The sequence below is a fragment of the Pseudaeromonas sp. HNCC25DJ180 genome, from assembly GCF_055413345.1.
The window spans coordinates 13,304-29,935 of sequence record NZ_JBVAYF010000003.1; the positions used below are offsets into that span (position 1 = coordinate 13,304).

At 58.1% G+C, this 16,632-nt stretch carries 18 protein-coding genes; 7 read left to right on the forward strand and 11 right to left on the reverse strand.

The window, feature by feature from the left end:
* Positions 1–17: 17 nt before the first annotated feature.
* A complete protein-coding gene (locus ACZYTD_RS03160) occupies positions 18–1,265 on the forward strand; it encodes an ABC transporter permease (RefSeq protein WP_463889103.1) in 1,248 nt (415 codons plus the stop codon).
* 13 nt (positions 1,266–1,278) lie between these two features.
* On the forward strand, positions 1,279–2,103 hold the full coding sequence (locus tag ACZYTD_RS03165; protein ID WP_463889105.1) for an ABC transporter permease: 825 nt from the start codon (positions 1,279–1,281) through the stop codon (positions 2,101–2,103).
* 283 nt (positions 2,104–2,386) lie between these two features.
* On the opposite strand, the gene ACZYTD_RS03170 is transcribed toward ACZYTD_RS03165, so the two are convergent.
* Positions 2,387–3,367: a transposase gene (locus ACZYTD_RS03170; protein ID WP_463889107.1), complete on the reverse strand. Its 981-nt coding sequence runs from the start codon at positions 3,365–3,367 to the stop codon at positions 2,387–2,389.
* Between the two features lie 110 nt (positions 3,368–3,477).
* The gene (ohrR, locus tag ACZYTD_RS03175) at positions 3,478–3,915 is read right to left on the reverse strand and encodes a transcriptional regulator OhrR (RefSeq protein WP_463889110.1); all 438 of its coding nucleotides are present in this window, start codon (positions 3,913–3,915) and stop codon (positions 3,478–3,480) included.
* 156 nt (positions 3,916–4,071) lie between these two features.
* On the opposite strand from ohrR, the gene ACZYTD_RS03180 reads away from it, so the two are divergent.
* From ACZYTD_RS03180 to tehA, 3 genes are all read left to right on the forward strand, one after another.
* Complete coding sequence (locus ACZYTD_RS03180) at positions 4,072–4,491, forward strand: organic hydroperoxide resistance protein (protein ID WP_463889112.1); 420 nt, start codon at positions 4,072–4,074, stop codon at positions 4,489–4,491.
* A gap of 49 nt (positions 4,492–4,540) precedes the next feature.
* Positions 4,541–4,663 carry a hypothetical protein gene (locus ACZYTD_RS03185; RefSeq protein WP_463889115.1) on the forward strand — a complete coding sequence of 41 codons (123 nt, stop codon included), beginning with the start codon at positions 4,541–4,543 and terminating at the stop codon, positions 4,661–4,663.
* A 231-nt stretch (positions 4,664–4,894) separates the two neighbouring features.
* The gene (gene tehA / locus ACZYTD_RS03190) at positions 4,895–5,830 is read left to right on the forward strand and encodes a dicarboxylate transporter/tellurite-resistance protein TehA (RefSeq protein ID WP_463889118.1); all 936 of its coding nucleotides are present in this window, start codon (positions 4,895–4,897) and stop codon (positions 5,828–5,830) included.
* Between the two features lie 75 nt (positions 5,831–5,905).
* Here tehA and ACZYTD_RS03195 read toward each other — a convergent pair whose 3' ends face one another.
* The 3 genes from ACZYTD_RS03195 to ACZYTD_RS03205 form a co-directional block, all read right to left on the reverse strand.
* Positions 5,906–6,490, reverse strand: coding sequence for a hypothetical protein (locus ACZYTD_RS03195; protein WP_463889120.1), 585 nt, complete (start codon positions 6,488–6,490; stop codon positions 5,906–5,908).
* A 9-nt stretch (positions 6,491–6,499) separates the two neighbouring features.
* Positions 6,500–6,919: a surface-adhesin E family protein gene (locus ACZYTD_RS03200; protein ID WP_463889123.1), complete on the reverse strand. Its 420-nt coding sequence runs from the start codon at positions 6,917–6,919 to the stop codon at positions 6,500–6,502.
* A 244-nt stretch (positions 6,920–7,163) separates the two neighbouring features.
* Positions 7,164–8,111: a LysR family transcriptional regulator gene (locus tag ACZYTD_RS03205; RefSeq protein WP_463889126.1), complete on the reverse strand. Its 948-nt coding sequence runs from the start codon at positions 8,109–8,111 to the stop codon at positions 7,164–7,166.
* 117 nt (positions 8,112–8,228) lie between these two features.
* Here ACZYTD_RS03205 and ACZYTD_RS03210 point away from each other — a divergent pair, with 117 nt between their 5' ends.
* The gene (locus ACZYTD_RS03210; RefSeq protein WP_463889129.1) at positions 8,229–9,689 is read left to right on the forward strand and encodes an NAD-dependent succinate-semialdehyde dehydrogenase; all 1,461 of its coding nucleotides are present in this window, start codon (positions 8,229–8,231) and stop codon (positions 9,687–9,689) included.
* A 35-nt stretch (positions 9,690–9,724) separates the two neighbouring features.
* Complete coding sequence (gene gabT / locus ACZYTD_RS03215) at positions 9,725–11,002, forward strand: 4-aminobutyrate--2-oxoglutarate transaminase (protein ID WP_463889131.1); 1,278 nt, start codon at positions 9,725–9,727, stop codon at positions 11,000–11,002.
* 51 nt (positions 11,003–11,053) lie between these two features.
* On the opposite strand, the gene ACZYTD_RS03220 is transcribed toward gabT, so the two are convergent.
* From ACZYTD_RS03220 to ACZYTD_RS03245, 6 genes are all read right to left on the reverse strand, one after another.
* Positions 11,054–11,362, reverse strand: coding sequence for a nucleotidyltransferase domain-containing protein (locus ACZYTD_RS03220; RefSeq protein ID WP_463889671.1), 309 nt, complete (start codon positions 11,360–11,362; stop codon positions 11,054–11,056).
* The gene (locus ACZYTD_RS03225) at positions 11,362–11,784 is read right to left on the reverse strand and encodes a nucleotidyltransferase substrate binding protein (RefSeq protein ID WP_463889133.1); all 423 of its coding nucleotides are present in this window, start codon (positions 11,782–11,784) and stop codon (positions 11,362–11,364) included. The genes ACZYTD_RS03220 and ACZYTD_RS03225 overlap by 1 nt, the downstream gene beginning before the upstream one ends.
* 306 nt (positions 11,785–12,090) lie before the next feature.
* On the reverse strand, positions 12,091–13,827 hold the full coding sequence (treZ, locus tag ACZYTD_RS03230) for a malto-oligosyltrehalose trehalohydrolase (RefSeq protein WP_463889135.1): 1,737 nt from the start codon (positions 13,825–13,827) through the stop codon (positions 12,091–12,093).
* Between the two features lie 62 nt (positions 13,828–13,889).
* Positions 13,890–14,783 carry a cation diffusion facilitator family transporter gene (locus ACZYTD_RS03235; protein ID WP_463889137.1) on the reverse strand — a complete coding sequence of 298 codons (894 nt, stop codon included), beginning with the start codon at positions 14,781–14,783 and terminating at the stop codon, positions 13,890–13,892.
* Between the two features lie 299 nt (positions 14,784–15,082).
* Positions 15,083–16,150, reverse strand: coding sequence for a methyltransferase (locus ACZYTD_RS03240; RefSeq protein ID WP_463889140.1), 1,068 nt, complete (start codon positions 16,148–16,150; stop codon positions 15,083–15,085).
* Positions 16,151–16,197: 47 nt separating this feature from the next.
* Positions 16,198–16,593 (reverse strand): hypothetical protein, encoded by a 396-nt coding sequence (locus tag ACZYTD_RS03245; protein WP_463889143.1) that lies wholly within the window; start codon positions 16,591–16,593, stop codon positions 16,198–16,200.
* Positions 16,594–16,632 lie beyond the last annotated feature (39 nt).

The window sequence follows — 16,632 nt, forward strand, 5'->3', positions numbered from 1 at the left end:
CGATCAGGATGATGCGTATGAGTGCGACTCTTGCCCCCTCTTCAACCGATACCAGCAGCCTGCAACAGCAGTTATACCGGGCAGAACGCCGTAACCGGCTCAAGTCGCTGGCCCTCATCGCCCCGCTGGTGCTGTTTCTGCTGCTGATCTTCCTGCTGCCCATGGGCTTGATGCTGAAAAAAAGCATAGAGAACCCGGATGTGGCGACCCTGATACCCAGAACCAGCAGCGCACTGGCCGACTGGGATGGCAAGAGCCTGCCCGATGACGCCACCTTCCACGCCCTGGCCGAGGAGATCGCCAGCGCCAGTGAGGCCGACAAGCTGGGCAATCTGGGTAAACGACTCAATAGCGAGATCTCCGGTTATCGCAGCCTGCTCAATAACACGGCCGATGGCTTACCCTTCGATCCGGCCCCCGACTCCTGGCGCGATGCCATGCTGGAGCTGGACCCGCGCTGGGGTGAACTGCCCTACTGGCAAGCCATAGCCCGCAACCGCAGCCCCTATACCGATGCCTATCTGCTCTCCTCCATCGATCTGCAGCGCGACAATGCCGGGCAGATAGTCAAGGTGAGCGAGGATCAGGCCATCTATCAGAATGTCTTTATCCGCACCTTCTGGATGAGTCTGGTCATCACCGCCTGCTGTCTGCTGCTGGCCTATCCGCTGGCCTACCTGCTGGCCACCTTGCCGGAACGCTCCGCCAACCTGCTGATGATACTGGTGCTGCTGCCATTCTGGACCTCGGTGCTGGTGCGGATCGCCGCCTGGATAGTGCTGCTGCAATCCAATGGCCTGATCAATCAGTTCCTGATGGGGCTTGGCCTCATCGACACGCCGCTACAGCTGGTCTTCAACCGCATCGGCGTCTACATCTCCATGGTCCACATCATGCTGCCCTTCATGGTGCTGCCGCTCTATAGCGTGATGAAGAGCATCCCCAACAGCTATCAGCGCGCCGCCATCTCCCTGGGCTGTTCGCCCATAGCCAGCTTCTGGCGGGTCTACTTTCCCCAGACTTACGCCGGTGTGGGGGCGGGGTGTCTGCTGGTGTTTATCCTCTCCATCGGCTACTACATCACCCCGGCGCTGCTGGGCAGCCCGAACGATCAGATGGTGAGCTACTTCGTCGCCTTCTACACCAACACCACCATCAACTGGGGCATGGCCACGGCGCTGGGCGGTCTGCTGCTGCTCGCCACCCTGCTGCTCTATATCGTCTACAACTGGCTGGTCGGCGCCGACCGTCTGAAACTGGGCTAACCAAGGAGCCGTTATGCTGCAACCCTACGCCTCTGGCATTGACCGTAGCTGGTACTGGAGCCATCGTGTGCTCTGCGGTCTGATCCTGCTGTTCCTGATGCTGCCGGTACTGGTCATCATCCCGCTCTCCTTCAACAGCGGGGCCTTTCTGGTCTACCCGCTGCAGGGCTGGTCGCTGCGCTGGTACGAAACCTTCTTCTCTTCACCGGAGTGGATGCGAGCCCTGCGCAACAGCATGATCGTCTCTCCGGCAGCCACGGCGGTGGCCATGTTCTTCGGCACCCTGGCCTCCATTGGCCTGACCCGCGCCAGCTTCCCCGGCAAGGGACTGCTCACCAGCCTGCTCATCTCGCCCATGGTGGTGCCAGTGGTGATAGTGGGGGTCTCCTCCTATCTCTTCTTTGCGCCACTGGGGCTGGCTAACAGCTATCTGGCACTGATCCTGGTTCATGCCGCGCTGGGCATCCCCTTTGTCATCATCACAGTCACCGCCACGCTGCAGGGCTATAACCAGAATCTGAGCCGCGCCGCCGCCAGCCTGGGTGCCTCGCCGGTACTCACCTTCTTCCGGGTGACCCTGCCGCTAATTGCCCCCGGCATGATCTCCGGCGCCCTGTTTGCCTTTGCCACCAGCTTTGACGAGGTGGTGGTCACCCTCTACCTGGCGGGCCCCGAGCAGGCGACTCTGCCCCGGGTGATGTTCAGCGGCATACGGGAAAATATCAGCCCCACCATAGCCGCCGCCGCCACCTTGCTGATCCTCACCTCTGTGCTGATGCTGCTGACCCTGGAGTGGCTGCGCGGCCGCGCCGAGAAGATGAAGGCGCAAATCGCCTAAGGCTGGACAGCCACCCGTCTGAGCCTGGACAGCCATCTAATCAGGGACATCCACTTATTCATCCGGGACATCCACTTACTAGAGTGGGTGTCCAGTCTCACCGCCAAGGACAGCCACTTTTATTCTCGGCAATCAAAAAAGCATCCTCTGCGCAGACAAAGGACGCCGCAGGAGTAATTTTCCTGCAATGACGAGGTATATCTTTCATCGACAAACACAATGAATCGGGTAATCAGGAAAATTACTGCAGCTACGCAATGATAAGAAACCCATAGGAATGTGGTTATGGAACCATTCTGGCACGCAGAAAGCTGCCAACTACTCTATGCCTGCCTGTTGCCACAGCGAGGTGGATGGAATTGGTGAATTGCCCAATCGCAGTGCCGCGAGAAAGTCGTTGGCAAGCCAGAGCAGCAAGATAGCTATCGCTATCAATCCCTAGCCGGACAAGAATCATTGGCACATTCGGGGGAATGGAACCTGGTTTATCAATGCGCTGTGCCCGGCCACTCCAATCCAGTAGCGCTAGATAATCCGACAGGGTATAGGGTAAACAATCTGGTTGGGCTCGCCCTTGGGAAAATGGCAACAGTAAGGGTTTGTCACAACCAGCCTTTTTGTTGGGTGATCTCAACTCCGCCAGACGCTGATGAATGGAAACATCCGCTGAGTCTTCCGGTACTGAAACCAAGGCTGCACGTAACGGATTGAGATCCACATAGACCATGCAGGCCATCAAACCCACATCATCCAATATGGCCTGTGATTTGAAACGCCCCTCCCAGAAGCGTCCCTTGCAACCATCTTCCATATTTGCCAGTCGGGCAATATGTTCATTCAGGCAGCGCATATACCAGGAAAGATCCGCAAGGCGCCTACGCCAGACAGCAATCAGCGTCTCTACCAGCTTGCTTTCAGAGCTATCAACCGAGCCTTGCTGCCAACGATCAATAACCTCTGGTAATACAAACAAGCGGCTCCAGCGATTGGCAACCTCATTGTCACTCAGCTGCAACGCCTTGTCTTGATTGATGCTTAAGACCAGATGATAGTGATTGGACATCACGGCATAACCACAAAGCTCAATGGTAAACACCTCTGCCAACAAGGCCAGGCGCTCCAGCACCCATCCCTTACGATGACTGTAATCCTTATCGGTCACGGCATCTTCACCGCAGAGAAAGGCCTGCCGTACGCAGCGACAGATACAGTGGTAGTAGGGAGTCACAGAGGTACAAACCAGTTGGCTGCGCGGAAGTGTCATGGTCATCACCTGTTGACCGGAACATACTGGAATTATAGTCACTGATTTTATATACAGCAAAATAACAGATGGGTGTCCAGCTTCCCCCTCCGACAACCTGGCCTGCTGTGTCAGCAGGCTAGTTGTTGTCCCAGCTTTTCACACAGCGTCTTGAGCTGCAGTAACTCCTCGTCACTCAGGGTGAGCTGGCAGCGCATTTCACCGGGAATGGCGGCCGCTTGACCATGCAAGGCACGACCAGCCTCCGTCAGCGCCAATACCCGCACTCGTTCATCCTCCTCACTGCGCCCACGAGTAAGCAACCCTTTGCCTTCCAGTCGCTTCAACAGGGGAGTCAGGGTGCCCGAGTCCAGATGTAACTGCTCCCCCAGCTGTTTGACACTCACCCCTTCCTCCTGCCACAACACCAGCATGGCCAGATATTGGGGGTAGGTGAGATCCAGCTGCTCCAGCCAGGGGCGGTAGGCGCGGATCATGGTGTTGGTGGCACTGTAGAGGGCAAAGCAGATCTGCTTGTCCAGCTGCAGCTCTGGATAGGATGTCGGCATGGTGACTCCGGATGGGAAAGAAAAAATACAATTACATTGTACACAATCTAGTTGCGTTATGGACAGGAGATGTGTACAAATAACCGCAAGTGAATTGTACACAACTTAATTGTGTAATCACTAAAGTTCACATCATCTTTTCCAAAGGAGTTACCTATGAGTGCTATCTATACTACCCGCGCTACCGCCACCACAGGTCGTAATGGCCATGTAGAGAGTGCCGATGGCTTGCTGTCACTGGATCTGGGCTATCCGAAGGAGTTGGGCGGCAGCGGCAAGGCCACCAATCCCGAGCAGATGTTTGCGGGGGGTTATGCGGCCTGCTTCTCCAATGCCATTCTGTTTGTCGTCAAGCAGCAGAAGCTGGAGCTGGTGTCCGCTCCCGTCAGTGCCGAAGTGGGCTTGCACCAGGTGGCAACCGGTTTCGCCCTGAGCGTGAAGCTGGAGGTAACGCTGGATCTGCCTCGCGAAGCGGCTCGTGCGCTGGTCGCTACCGCCCATCAGGTCTGCCCTTACTCCAATGCGACCCGGGGTAATATCGAGGTTTCACTCTCCGTCAATGGTGAGTCGTTATAACAGCGCTCACCAGCAGGTGCCGCCACCAAGGACACCCCTCTTAGGATGGGTGTCCTGCACTCACTGGTCCTATGCCGATGATGCCGACATGACAGTCGAGCGGATCGATCTCTATGGCAACATCGGCCTGATGGGCGCTGGCATGGATATCGGTGCCGTGGAGCGGCCATAATGAGAATATTTTTACCAATAAAATCAACACGTTATATTCCATTGATTTTATTGGATATTTTATATCTATTTGATTTTATTCATTATTTTTCACTAACCAGAATGAGCTGGCCGCAAACACACAATGAGGGCTAAGCACGTCGCCAGACCTCTGAGGCACACCCTCCTTATGTCGTTCCACATCGCAGACAGGCTAGAATGGCAGCCTGCCCACCACCTGTGATGGATAACCGTGAAAACCAAACCTGTTCCCGCCTCCTTCTTCGGCATGGTGCTGGGCCTCTCCGGTCTGGGACAAGCCTGGCGTCTGGCTTCGACACTCTGGGCATGGCCACCACTGATCGGTGAGGCAGTGCTGGCACTGGCCGCCCTGATCTGGCTGCTGTTACTGCTGCGCTATGGCTGGCAGGCGGTGCGGGATCCGGCGCGCAGCCAGCAGGAGTTTTTGCATCCGGTGCAGGGCTCCACACCGGCGCTGCTGGGAGTGGCCACCCTGCTGATGGTGCTGGCGGTGCTGCCCCATAGCCGCGCTCTGGCCAGCCTCCTGCTGGTGCTGGGGCTAGGCTGGCATCTGGGTTTTGCCCTCTGGCACTCGGGAATACTCTGGAAAGGGGGGCGCGAAGGCACTGACACGGTTCCGACTCTCTATCTGCCCACCGTGGCGGGCAACTTCACCAGTGCCGCCGCCCTGGGCGCACTGGGACAGCCACAATGGGGCTGGCTGTTTCTGGGGGCGGGCTTCTTCTCCTGGCTGGCGCTGGAATCCCAAATCCTGCAACGGCTGACCCAGCAGGCCAGCCTGCCGGTGGCGCAACGGCCACTGCTGGGCATCCAGTTTGCGCCGCCCGTGGTCTGCCTGATGGCGGCGCTGATCCTCTATCCCGGCACTGTCACCCCCTGGCTGCTGATGCTCTGGGGCTATGGCCTGTTCCAGCTGCTGCTGGGCCTGCGCCTCTGGCGCTGGCTGGGGGCCCAACGCTTTGCCCCCTCCTACTGGGCCTACACCTTCGGCGTGGCCGCCACCACGGTAGGCACCCTGAAGCTGGCCCTGGCTGGCGCCGAACCCGCCCGCCTGCTGGCGCTGCCCATCTTTATCGCCGCCAATCTGTTTATCGGCTACCTGACCCTGCGCACCGCCCACCTGCTCTGGCGAAGAGAGCTGATCTAGGAGTGGGACAGCCATCTATAAGTGGCTGTCCGGCCCCGGTTCTGCCCATCAGATGGCGCCCATCGCTGACTAGTTTTAGGGAAAGATGAAGTAGTATGGAGAACTATCTCTGATCCATTGCTCAGCACCTGCAGCAATGCGGATGACCTCTTGGTGCAGGGGATGAAGTGGAAGTTCAAACTTGGTTGCATCTTTCTTTTCAGATATGAAAACAAGTTCATCCAAGATTAATACCCGTTTTACTCGTTTTTTATCCACTCGCAGAAATGTATAGCCAGCCCGATCTGGAAGAACGAGTTCAAGAATGTTTCGATTTCCGGTTCCAATCCAATTGTCGATCCTTTCATCAAAGTGCTCGACATTGTCTCTTGAGTCTCTTGATAACACGACTGAAGAGTCGCTGACTCCGAGAATTTTTCTAAGCGCCTTTGCTCGTTCAACTGCTGGCGTTTTTTTTGAGATCGGCGACAGGTACTTTGAGATCATCGCCGCATGAGACAAAAAGGATGTAAGGTGAAACCACACTTGGCGTGTCTGGCAGGTAACAGGATTTCCAATAACAGAAATGAGATGGTCGAATTCAATGTCGGCCCCTAAACCATGCATGCTGATTTCTTGCATGTACCAAGTAATTTCAAATCCATCCAGTTCAATAGGCATGCCTATTCCCTATTTGGCTGAAGAGTCCTTGCAAGCGAAGTTGAGAATTGACTCTCCGATTGTTTCTGGAGCAACTTCAGTGAATCTCCAGAAAACTTCCTCACTCGAGGAGCTATACACCACATCCCCTCCGTCCCACTTCGAATAAAGGATGCTCTGAGCCGTTGCAAAAGATCCCTTTGCACAATCGGAGACTTGGAGTTGCTTTGCCGATTGATAGACTATCTTGGGGAACGTATTTGGCGCCTCAACAGGCTTTGTCCATTGCCATTTGAGCCATGTCTTGACACGGCTTCCACTCCTGCGGACGGAATCTTGATCCGCAAAAACAAAGACCCCATCGCCATAGGCAACCAATACCCAATCGGTAGCATGGACTAACATCGGAACACAGAGTGACAACAGCAATGTGAGATATGTAATCTTCATACTCTTTCCCTCCTTGCTCGGAGTGAGTGCAAACTTAACAAATTGAACTCTGCTGTTTCTTAAAAGTAGGCCAACTCGAAAGAAGCGGCCATTGGTATGATTGAACCCTATTGTTAGCAATAAACTTTGTAACAATCCCAGTTCACGGTCGTTGTCAGTCAGCACTCATGAAAACAATAGCCAATAAAATCAATATGTTATATATCATTGATTTTATTGACTATTATATATCAATTTGATTTTATTAAGGTTTTATCCCAAGCCGTTGCCGATCCACATGGGCCAGCAGCAGGCGCATAAAGAAGTCGCGGGGTTTGTTGAGGCGGCCGAACTGGTGGGTGATGGCGGCGAGGCCCAGCTTGTAACAGCGTTCGGCGGGCAGCAGCTTGCGCAGGCGTCCCTCCTCTTCCCACTTGTTGGCATAGTGTTCCGGCAAGTAGCCCACATAGGCGCCGGAGAGGATCATCACGGCCCGGGTCTCGTAGTAGTAGGCGGTGGCATTCTTGACCAGTCCCACCATCTGCATCGCCACCTCGGGGTTGGTCTGGATACCGGCCTGCACCGAGCGGCAGTTCTGCAGCCGTTCCCGCAGCTGCGCCTCATCCTGTTCGCCGAACAGCGGGTGGTGATGGCTGCAGTAGAGGTAGCAGGTCTCCTCATACAGCGGGTGATAGATGAGGCCGTCCAGCTGGCGGTGATAGGGGATAAAGCCCACATCCACCTCGCCGTTCAAGATCATCCGTTCGATATCGCTCATGGGGGCGGTCTCGAACTGCACGAAGACATCCGGTGCCTGCTGGCAGAACTCGGCCAGCACCTCGGGGAAGCAACAGCGCTCATCCAGACTGATGGTGTCGCTGGCCACCAGCTTGAGCTCGCCGGAGATCTGCACATGCAGGGCATTGACCGTGGAGCGAAAATCCTCCAGCTGGGAGAAGAGGCGGCGCACCGATTCATAGATGATGGCCCCCTCGTCGGTGAGGGCAAACCCGGCGCGGCCCCGGCTGCAGAGCTTGAGCTTGAGGCGCTGCTCCAGGTTGGCCATATGCACGCTGATGGTGGAGCGGCTGATGTTGAGTACCGTCTCGGCCGCCGAGAAGCCGCCGCACTCCACCACAGTCTTGAATACCTTCAGCAGACGGATCTCGTAATCCCCTACCTGCCCCAACTCGATCAGCGAGACCTGCGCCATTGTTGTTACTTCCTCAAACCAAACATTGATGGGTTCTGATTTATACCTGACCAAGCCAGGCCAATAATAGGCTTATCGCCATCCCCGGATGGCCCCAGTTACCGACCGGAGTCTGTTATGTTCAACGCATCCCTCGAGCCCCTGCTGCAACCCTTCTGCCAATGGCACAAAGGCGCCTGGCGCTCCAGCACCGGCCCCTATTTTGACGTATTTAACCCGGCCAGCGGCCAGTTGCTGGCCACTGTCGCCGATCAGGGTGCCGCCGTGGCCGAAGCCGCCATTGCACGCGCCCATGCCGCCCTGCCAGCCTGGCAGGCCAAGAGCGCCAAGGAGCGCTCGGCCCTGCTGCGCCGCTGGTTTGAACTCATCATGGAACATCAGGAGCCGCTGGCCCTGCTGATGACGCTGGAGCAGGGCAAGCCCCTGGCCGAAGCCCGTGGCGAGGTGGTCTATGGTGCCTCCTATGTTGAATGGTTTGCCGAAGAAACGAAACGTCTTTATGGCGATATACTGCCGGCCGCCACCGCCGATCGCCGTCTGCTGACCATCAAGCAGGGTATCGGCGTGGTCGCCGCCATCACCCCCTGGAACTTCCCCAGCGCCATGATCACCCGCAAGGTGGCTCCGGCCCTGGGTGCCGGTTGCACAGTGGTGCTCAAGCCTTCCGACGAGACCCCGCTCTCGGCCATGGCGCTGGTCACCCTGGCCCAGCAGGCCGGGATCCCCGAAGATGTGTTCCAGATTGTCACCGGCAAGAACGCCGCCGCCATCGGCGATGTGTTCTGCAGCGACAGTCGGGTACGCAAACTCACCTTTACCGGCTCCACCCCGGTGGGCAAGCGCCTAATGGCCCAGTGTGCCGACACGGTGAAGAAGATGGGGCTGGAGCTGGGTGGCAACGCGCCCTTTATCGTCTTCGATGATGCGGATATCGACGCCGCCATCAAGGGGCTGATGCTCTCCAAGTTCCGCAATGCCGGTCAGACCTGCATCTGCGCCAACCGAATCCTGGTGCAAGCCGGTATCTATGACACCTTTGTGCAGAAGCTGGTGGCCGCCGTGGCCCAGCTCAAGGTCGCCCCGGGCACCGAAGCCGGTGCCACCATAGGGCCCCTCATCAACAGCAAGGCGGTAGAGAAGGTGGAAGGACTGGTGGCCGATGCCATCGCCAAGGGCGCCAGCCTGCTGGCCGGTGGCGAGCGCGCCCGCGCCGGCAACCTCTTCTTCCAGCCGACGGTACTGGGCAATATCCAGCGCCAGATGGCCATCTTCGACAATGAAATTTTCGGCCCGGTGGCCGCCCTGATGCGTTTTGACACCGAGGCCGAGGCCATTGCCCTGGCCAACGATACCCCCTTTGGTCTGGCCGCCTACTTCTACAGCCAGAACCTGGGCCGCATCTGGCGGGTCGCCGAACAGCTGGAGTACGGCATGGTCGGCATCAACGAAGGCGGCATCTCCTCCGAGGTGGCTCCCTTCGGCGGCGTCAAGGAGTCGGGACTGGGGCGCGAAGGCTCCAAATATGGGCTCGAAGAATTTACCGAAATCAAATATCTCTGCCTCGGCGGTCTGGCCTGACCGGAAGCCAACCCAGGGAGCAACAAGGAGTGAGTATGAACAACAGCGAACTGCAACAACGCAAGGACAAGGCCATCGCCCGCGGTGAAGGCAACGCCTATCAGGTTTACGTCAAGCGCGCCAAAAACGCCGAGCTGTGGGATGTGGAAGGCAAGCGCTATATCGACTTTGGTAGCGGCATCGCCGTGGTCAACACAGGCCACTGCCACCCCAAGGTCACCGCCGCCGTGAAAGAGCAGGTGGAGAGCTTCACCCACACCTGTCTGATGGTGAACCCTTATGAATCTGCGGTGACGCTGGCCGAAGAGATCAATGCCGCCCTGCCTGGCCCGACGCCGAAGAAGAGCATCTTCGTCACCACGGGTGCCGAGGCGGTGGAAAACGCGGTGAAGATAGCCCGCTCCTATACAGGTCGCTCCGGCGTCATCACCTTTAACGGCTCCTTCCACGGTCGCACCCTGCTGACCATGGGACTGACCGGCAAGGTGCAGCCCTACAAGGCGGGCTTCGGTCCCTTCCCGGCCGAGCTGCACCGCATTCCTTACCCCAATGCCCTGCTGGGGATCACCGAGGCCCAGAGCCTGGAAGCCCTGAACCAGCTCTTCAAGTGCGATATCGATCCGGCCCGGGTCGCGGCCATCATCATAGAGTGCGTCCAGGGCGAGGGTGGCTTCTACCCGGCACCGGCCAGCTTCCTGCAAACCCTGCGCGCCCTGTGTGACGAGAAGGGGATACTGCTGATTTGTGACGAGATCCAGACCGGCTTTGCCCGTACCGGCAAGTTCTTCGCCCACGAATATGCCGGTATCGAGCCGGATCTGGTCACCATGGCCAAGGGGCTGGGTGGGGGTTATCCCATCGCCGCCGTGGCCGGTAAGGCGGAGATCATGGATCACCCGCAACCGGGCGGACTGGGCGGTACCTACGCCGGTTCACCCCTGGGCTGTACCGCCGGGGTGGCGGTGATCAACGCCATCCGCGAAGAGCAGCTGTGCGAGCGCGCCCAGGCCGTGGGCGAGCGCCTGGTCAAGCATCTGCAGGGCATCCGCGCCAGCTATCCAGCGCTGGTGGGCGATATCCGCAATCTGGGTGCCATGATTGCCCTGGAGCTGGTGGAGGAGGGCGATATCAACAAGCCCAACGCCGCCCTGACCAAGGCCATCTGCGCCAAAGCTGCCGAAAAGGGATTGCTGCTGCTCTCCTGCGGCACCCGTGGCAACGTCATCCGCTTCCTGCCGCCGCTGACCATAGAGATGGAAGTGCTGGACGAAGGCGCCGCCATCCTCGCCAGCCTGTTCGCCGAACTGGCATAAGGCTAAAATGCAAAGGGCCAGCAACTGCTGGCCCTACTCTGCGTATCCATCTCATTCACCCCGTTGATAGAACACCTCACCCACCCGCTCGATATGCTCCTGCAAGGCAGGATGATTGAGGCTGGCAAAGAGGGAGAGATCGATCATCCAGGGCAGCAGCAGGTCATCCAGCTCCACCAGCAGATCCAGCAGCAGAGCGTGAGTCAGCCCGGAACCATAGAGGGTGAGGTCGATATCGGAGCCCGGCTTGAAGTTACCCTTGGCGCGCGAACCGTAAAGCACCGCCTTCTCGATCTCGGGGTGAGCGGCAAAGACGGCACAGATCCTGGCAATGGCTGACTCGGGCAGACCAAAACGCATCACGGCGCTTCCCTTAGCACCAACTCCTGCATCTTCTGCTCCAGCGCCACAAAGGCGGGATAGAAGCGCTGCAAAATCTCGGCGGCGAGACGATTGGCCAGCTCCAGTTGATAGGTATGGGAGCTGAGATTGCGCGCCTTGATCATCTCCATCCAGGTTTCTCCCTCCTGGAGCAGCCCGTTTTTGAACGCCGTGCGAATGGCATCCCGCGAGCCAATCAGGCCAGCAATACCCTGCGCCTCCAGAAAATCTTTCAACATATTCCAGGCCAGCTCATGGGTGAACTCGAATACCTGGATCACTCCCTGTTGCTCCAGCTCGGAGAGGGGACGCTCTGCCGACAGCGCCACCGCCCGACTTAAGGTCTGTAACGCCCGTTGATAATTGTCAAAACACTGTATCCAGCGAATATCGGAACACATTGCCACCTCGATTTGAAAACGTGCTTCTGCAGCAAGATTACCAGAAGCGTCATGTATTCACACAAGGTTCCCCCTGCCGCTAGCGCTGGGCGCTGTCAGCGTTTATGTGGGTGTCCAATCTGCATCCATCCAATCTGCATTCACGTAAGTGGGTGTCCAGTGGCATTCGCTTCTCACGCTCTTCATTCATGTAGTGGGTGTCCAGTGGCAAGAAGCAGAAGGGCCAGCATTGGCTGGCCCTAAGCTTTTATCCTCTCTCCTCATCGTGGCTCGACAAGGCTTGGCCTCTATGACCGGGGGCGAGCTTTACTCGGTGATGCGCAGGTAGACATGGGCGCTGTAGGGCGGGAGTTCCCCGGCGGTGCCCGGCTCATCGCTGCTTAAACACAGGGCCCAGGCCCCGCTGGGCAGGGCCTGTTGATGCCGATCCGACAGGTTGAGCAGCGTCAGGCTCTCCTCTGTGCGCAGGCAGATGACACCGGTCGCTTCATCACTGGCGATCTCGATCTTGCTTCGCTCGCGGGGGCCGAGTTTTCCGGCTCGCTTCAGGGCGATCAGCGCCTGATAGAAGCGAAAGAGGCTCTGCCCCTCACTGCTGGCCAACCGCTCCCACTGCAGCTTGGAATCCAGAAAAGCCGCCTCGGCATGGGCATCCCGGGGTTCAGCCCCGCTGAAGGCAAACTCCCGCTTGCGGCCCTTTTTCACGGCGGCGATCAGACGTTCATCCCCAAATGCCTCAAAGAAGAGGAAGGGGGCGGTCTCGCCATACTCCTCTCCCATGAAGAGCATGGGCACATAGGGGCTGGCCATGATGGCGGTGATGGCCAGCAGCGCCTTGTCGCGACCATAGGTGGCGATCATCCGGTCGCCCTGCGGGCGGTTGCCCACCTGATCATGATCCTGGATATGCACCACATGTTCGCTGGGGTGGGTGTGGCGGCTGTTGGTGCCCTTGTTGCGGTTGCTGTGGTAGTCGAAGCGGCTGCCATCCAGTACGAAGCCCTCTTCCAGCCCCTTCACTATGGCGGCGAAGTCACCGAAGCTGGCGTAGTGGCGGCTGCGCTCTGGCGTCAGGTAGGCAAACAGTGCGTGGTTGAGGTCATCATTCCACTGGCTGTGGTAGCCATAGCCCTGCTCGCTGGTCACCGTGGTCTCGTTGCACAGGTGCTCGGCTATCATCAGGATTTCGCGTCCTTCGGCGGCCCCTATGCTGCGTGCCAGATCGGTGATCTCCCGCAATATATGGCGGGGTGAGCTGTCGAAGACGAGGGAGACGGCATCCATGCGGAAGCCATCGAAGCCTATCTCTTCCAGCCAGTAGCGGGTGTTAGCCAGGTAGAAGGCGCGGATCCCCTCGCTATAGCCGCCATCGAAGTTGATGGCGGCGCCCCAGGGGGTGGCAGCCTGTTTGGTGTAGGGAGCATAGACCCCGCTGTAGTTACCCTCGGGGCCGAAGTGGTTGTAGACCACATCCAGTATCACGGCCATCCCCAGCTCATGGGCCTGCTCGATAAAGGTGGCGAGATCCTCATAGCTACCGTAGTTGGGTTGCAGGGCAAACAGGTAGGTGCCGTCATAGCCCCAATTGCGTGTCCCGGGAAAGGTGGCCAGGGGCAGCAGCTCGATCACCGTGATGCCCAGCGCCTGCAGATGGGGCAGCTTGCCGGTGGCGGCGGCCAGGGTGCCCTCTGGCGTGAAGGTGCCCAGATGCAACTCATAGATGATGGCATCTTCTATGGCCACACTACGCCAGCCAGGGGAATTCACCCGGCGCGGGTGACAGACGGCAGAGGGGCCATGCACCCCCTCCGGCTGCCAGCGCGAGGCCGGATCCGGATAGGGCTTACCCTCGACGACGAAGCGGTAGCGGCTGCCCTCGGCCAGCTGCGGTAGCTGCAGTGTCCAGTGACCATTGGCCTGCCGGGTCATGGGATAAGTCTGTTGCTCGGCTTCGAGTAACAGCGCCAGCGCTTGCCGCTCCGGGGCGAAGACGCGAAATGCCGAGCGACCCTGTTCATCCAGATAGTGACCCAAAGCGACCATATGTCCCCCTAAAAATAAGGTAAGAGGACCGCCCCGAGGGCGGTCTGTTTGTTTCTGCTGCGTCAGGGGTGGCCTTCGGGCTCCACATGAATAAGCACTACGGCATGGGGCAATCGCTCCTCTATGCCGCGCTCGATTTGATCACAGATAGTGTGGGATTCGGCGACTGTCATATCCCGGGGCAGCGTGAGGTGGAAGTCGATATGGCGGCGGCGCCCGGCGCGGCGGGTGCGCAGGTCGTGGAAGCCATCGCTCTGCGGGCGGAACTGCTGGATCACCTGAGCCGTGATGGCCAGCTCCTCCTCGCTCAGGCTGTGATCCACCAGGGGTTGGAAGGCGTGATTGAGCATTTCGATGGCCTCCTTGGTGATGAAAATGGCCACGCCAATCGCCACCACGGGATCCAGATAATAGAGGTTATAACCGAAGTGGCTGGCAACCCAAATGCCAAACAGTCCAGCCGCGACCCCTAGGGAGGTGAGCACATCAGCCTTCAGGTGCAGGGCATCGGCCGCCAGGGCGACCGAGTCCTCCTCCTTGGCGATACGATAGAGGTGGCCAGAGACCATCCAGTTTACCGCGGCTGAGGCCAGCATCACCATGAAACCCAGGCTGATGCCTTCAATGTCGCTAGGGTTAAATAGCTTCTTCACCGCCTCTATGATGATCCAGCCGGAGGCGATGAGGATGAGTACCGCCTCTATGACGCCGGAGACATTCTCTATCTTGTCATGGCCATAGGGGTGACGCTCATCGGGTGGGGCATCAGACTTGCGCACCGAGAAGAAGGCGATGAGGGCTGCCACCAGATCCATGCCTGAGTGGATGGCCTCGGAGATGATACTGACCGAGCCACTGATGACGCCAACTATCACCTTCATGATGATGAGGGTGATATTCGAGCAGATGGAGAGTAGCGCCGCGCGCGATTTTCTATTCCACGTTGAATGGCTCATGGCCGGAATCCCTGGTTTTGATGTCTGCCTGTCGGGCAGGGTTAACGTGTGGCGTAGGGTGCCAGAGGGCAGGTGAGCAAAACTTATTCAGGATCATAAACCGATGACTAAATCGATGAAAAATGGTTATTAATCAGTGTAGTTACACTAATTCTCATTTCGCTGTGCGCATGGTTCTTATTCATCCGGCCGCCCCGATTATGCACTGCGCCGCTCTGCAGAGCGTAAGATGACTGCCCTCGACCGGTTGCCGAGGTTCTTTAGGCTCTGAGACGACGCGGTTTTCGTTAGCCCTAGGCCTATGTGCAACTCGCTGCAATCAACAGGGTATGGCCTCGGCCGATATTATTGATCTCCTGCTCCAGCACAAAACCCGCCTGCGCCAGGCAATCGAGTAACACCTGGGCCGAGTAGAAACGGCTGTTGCCGTTGGCCAGGGCGGTGAAGTAGAGGGAGGTGGCATTCAGGCTGAAGCTGGCGGCGGCAAAGGGTTGACGATCCCAGAAGAGCTCGAGAATGGCGACCCTGGCCCCCGGCTTCATGCTGCGACGGATGAGGCGCAGTATTGCCACTATCTGCTCCTGGCTGAAACAGTCCAGGAACTGGCTCATCCACCAGAGATCGGCTTCACCGGGTAGACTCTGGGCCTGCAGCAGATCCACGCTATGGCAGGCTATGCGTGACGTCAGCTCGGCGGCCTCAATATTTTGCCGGGCCAGGGCCAACTGCTCCGGCAGATCCAGCAGGGTAATCTGCAGTTGTGGGTCGGCGGCGGCACAGCGCAGCGCCCACTTGCCGGTGTTGCCCCCCACGTCATAGAGGTGGCGAGGTTTAAGCGCCAGTACATGAGGCAGAGCCTCGCTGAAGGCGCGATCCGAATAGAAGTGGTCAAAGTCGAACCAGCTCTGGCGGGCGGGCTCTGGCAGTTGGCTCAGGGCCGGATAAATAGTTGCCCAATCGCCAAACACCTTGAGCCCGGCCGGTGTGCCTTCGCGGATGGCTTCCAGCAGGTGGCCCATGGCCTGGTAGCAGACATGCTGGCTGAACTCCATGTTGATGCGGGTCATGGGGTCATGCAGCAGGAAGTGGCCCACCTTATCCAGCAGATAGCGCGCCTCTTGCTGGCGTATTACCTGACCACTTATCCCCATGTCGAAAAGGACACCCACGGCGTAGGGGGTGAGCTGACAAGCCGTCGCGGCCTGCTCTATCGCGACCCCTTGCGCATTGGCGTCCAGATAGGCCAGCAGGCCGGTTTCCCGCAGGGCCCAACAGGCCTGAAACAGCATGGGGGCGAAGGCGATCTTCTGGGCTTCTGTGATGGCTTCCAGAGCCGAAAGGCTGGCGGTTTGGTGTGGTTGTGACACGCAAGACTCCTTGGTGAGGGCGCATCCCCCCGGCTCATGCTGCACTATTATGGAATGGTGACGGCGCCAGTCAGCTCGATGCGAATGGCTTGATCCAATAGGGTGATCCACTTGTTGTAATTGCGATGAATGGTGCCCTTGCCATTGTCATTCAGTCCAACGCTGCTCACGTACTGGATGGAGAAGTCCTTGTCAGTATAGGGCACATCTATGGTGGCCTGATGAGTGCGAACTGTGATGGTGCCGCGGATGAGGCCTGGTTGCGTCACCTTCATGGTCCAGCCTTTTTGCAGGCCGCCCATGAGTATGGCTTTCTCCACCTGTTTTTGGCTTAGAGTCTGAGTCACCGGCTCTTGTTTGATGTTGAGTATGGGTTGATAGGTGGCACAACTCGTCAGCAACAGCGTGCCGAGCAGTATGGAGCACAGCGTCAGCTTTTTCATCTCATCCCCGTGTTAATCTATTTGATATATATGATGTTT

Coding starts and splice junctions, on each gene's coding strand:
- ACZYTD_RS03195 (WP_463889120.1), bottom strand. CDS start 6,490: ATGCCTATTGAACTGGATGGATTTGAAATTACTTGGTACATGCAAGAA.
- ACZYTD_RS03200 (WP_463889123.1), bottom strand. CDS start 6,919: ATGAAGATTACATATCTCACATTGCTGTTGTCACTCTGTGTTCCGATG.
- ACZYTD_RS03170 (WP_463889107.1), bottom strand. CDS start 3,367: ATGACACTTCCGCGCAGCCAACTGGTTTGTACCTCTGTGACTCCCTAC.
- ohrR (WP_463889110.1), bottom strand. CDS start 3,915: ATGCCGACATCCTATCCAGAGCTGCAGCTGGACAAGCAGATCTGCTTT.
- ACZYTD_RS03165 (WP_463889105.1), top strand. CDS start 1,279: ATGCTGCAACCCTACGCCTCTGGCATTGACCGTAGCTGGTACTGGAGC.
- ACZYTD_RS03235 (WP_463889137.1), bottom strand. CDS start 14,783: ATGAGCCATTCAACGTGGAATAGAAAATCGCGCGCGGCGCTACTCTCC.
- ACZYTD_RS03245 (WP_463889143.1), bottom strand. CDS start 16,593: ATGAAAAAGCTGACGCTGTGCTCCATACTGCTCGGCACGCTGTTGCTG.
- gabT (WP_463889131.1), top strand. CDS start 9,725: ATGAACAACAGCGAACTGCAACAACGCAAGGACAAGGCCATCGCCCGC.
- ACZYTD_RS03220 (WP_463889671.1), bottom strand. CDS start 11,362: ATGCGTTTTGGTCTGCCCGAGTCAGCCATTGCCAGGATCTGTGCCGTC.
- ACZYTD_RS03180 (WP_463889112.1), top strand. CDS start 4,072: ATGAGTGCTATCTATACTACCCGCGCTACCGCCACCACAGGTCGTAAT.
- ACZYTD_RS03225 (WP_463889133.1), bottom strand. CDS start 11,784: ATGTGTTCCGATATTCGCTGGATACAGTGTTTTGACAATTATCAACGG.
- ACZYTD_RS03210 (WP_463889129.1), top strand. CDS start 8,229: ATGTTCAACGCATCCCTCGAGCCCCTGCTGCAACCCTTCTGCCAATGG.
- treZ (WP_463889135.1), bottom strand. CDS start 13,827: ATGGTCGCTTTGGGTCACTATCTGGATGAACAGGGTCGCTCGGCATTT.
- ACZYTD_RS03160 (WP_463889103.1), top strand. CDS start 18: ATGAGTGCGACTCTTGCCCCCTCTTCAACCGATACCAGCAGCCTGCAA.
- ACZYTD_RS03205 (WP_463889126.1), bottom strand. CDS start 8,111: ATGGCGCAGGTCTCGCTGATCGAGTTGGGGCAGGTAGGGGATTACGAG.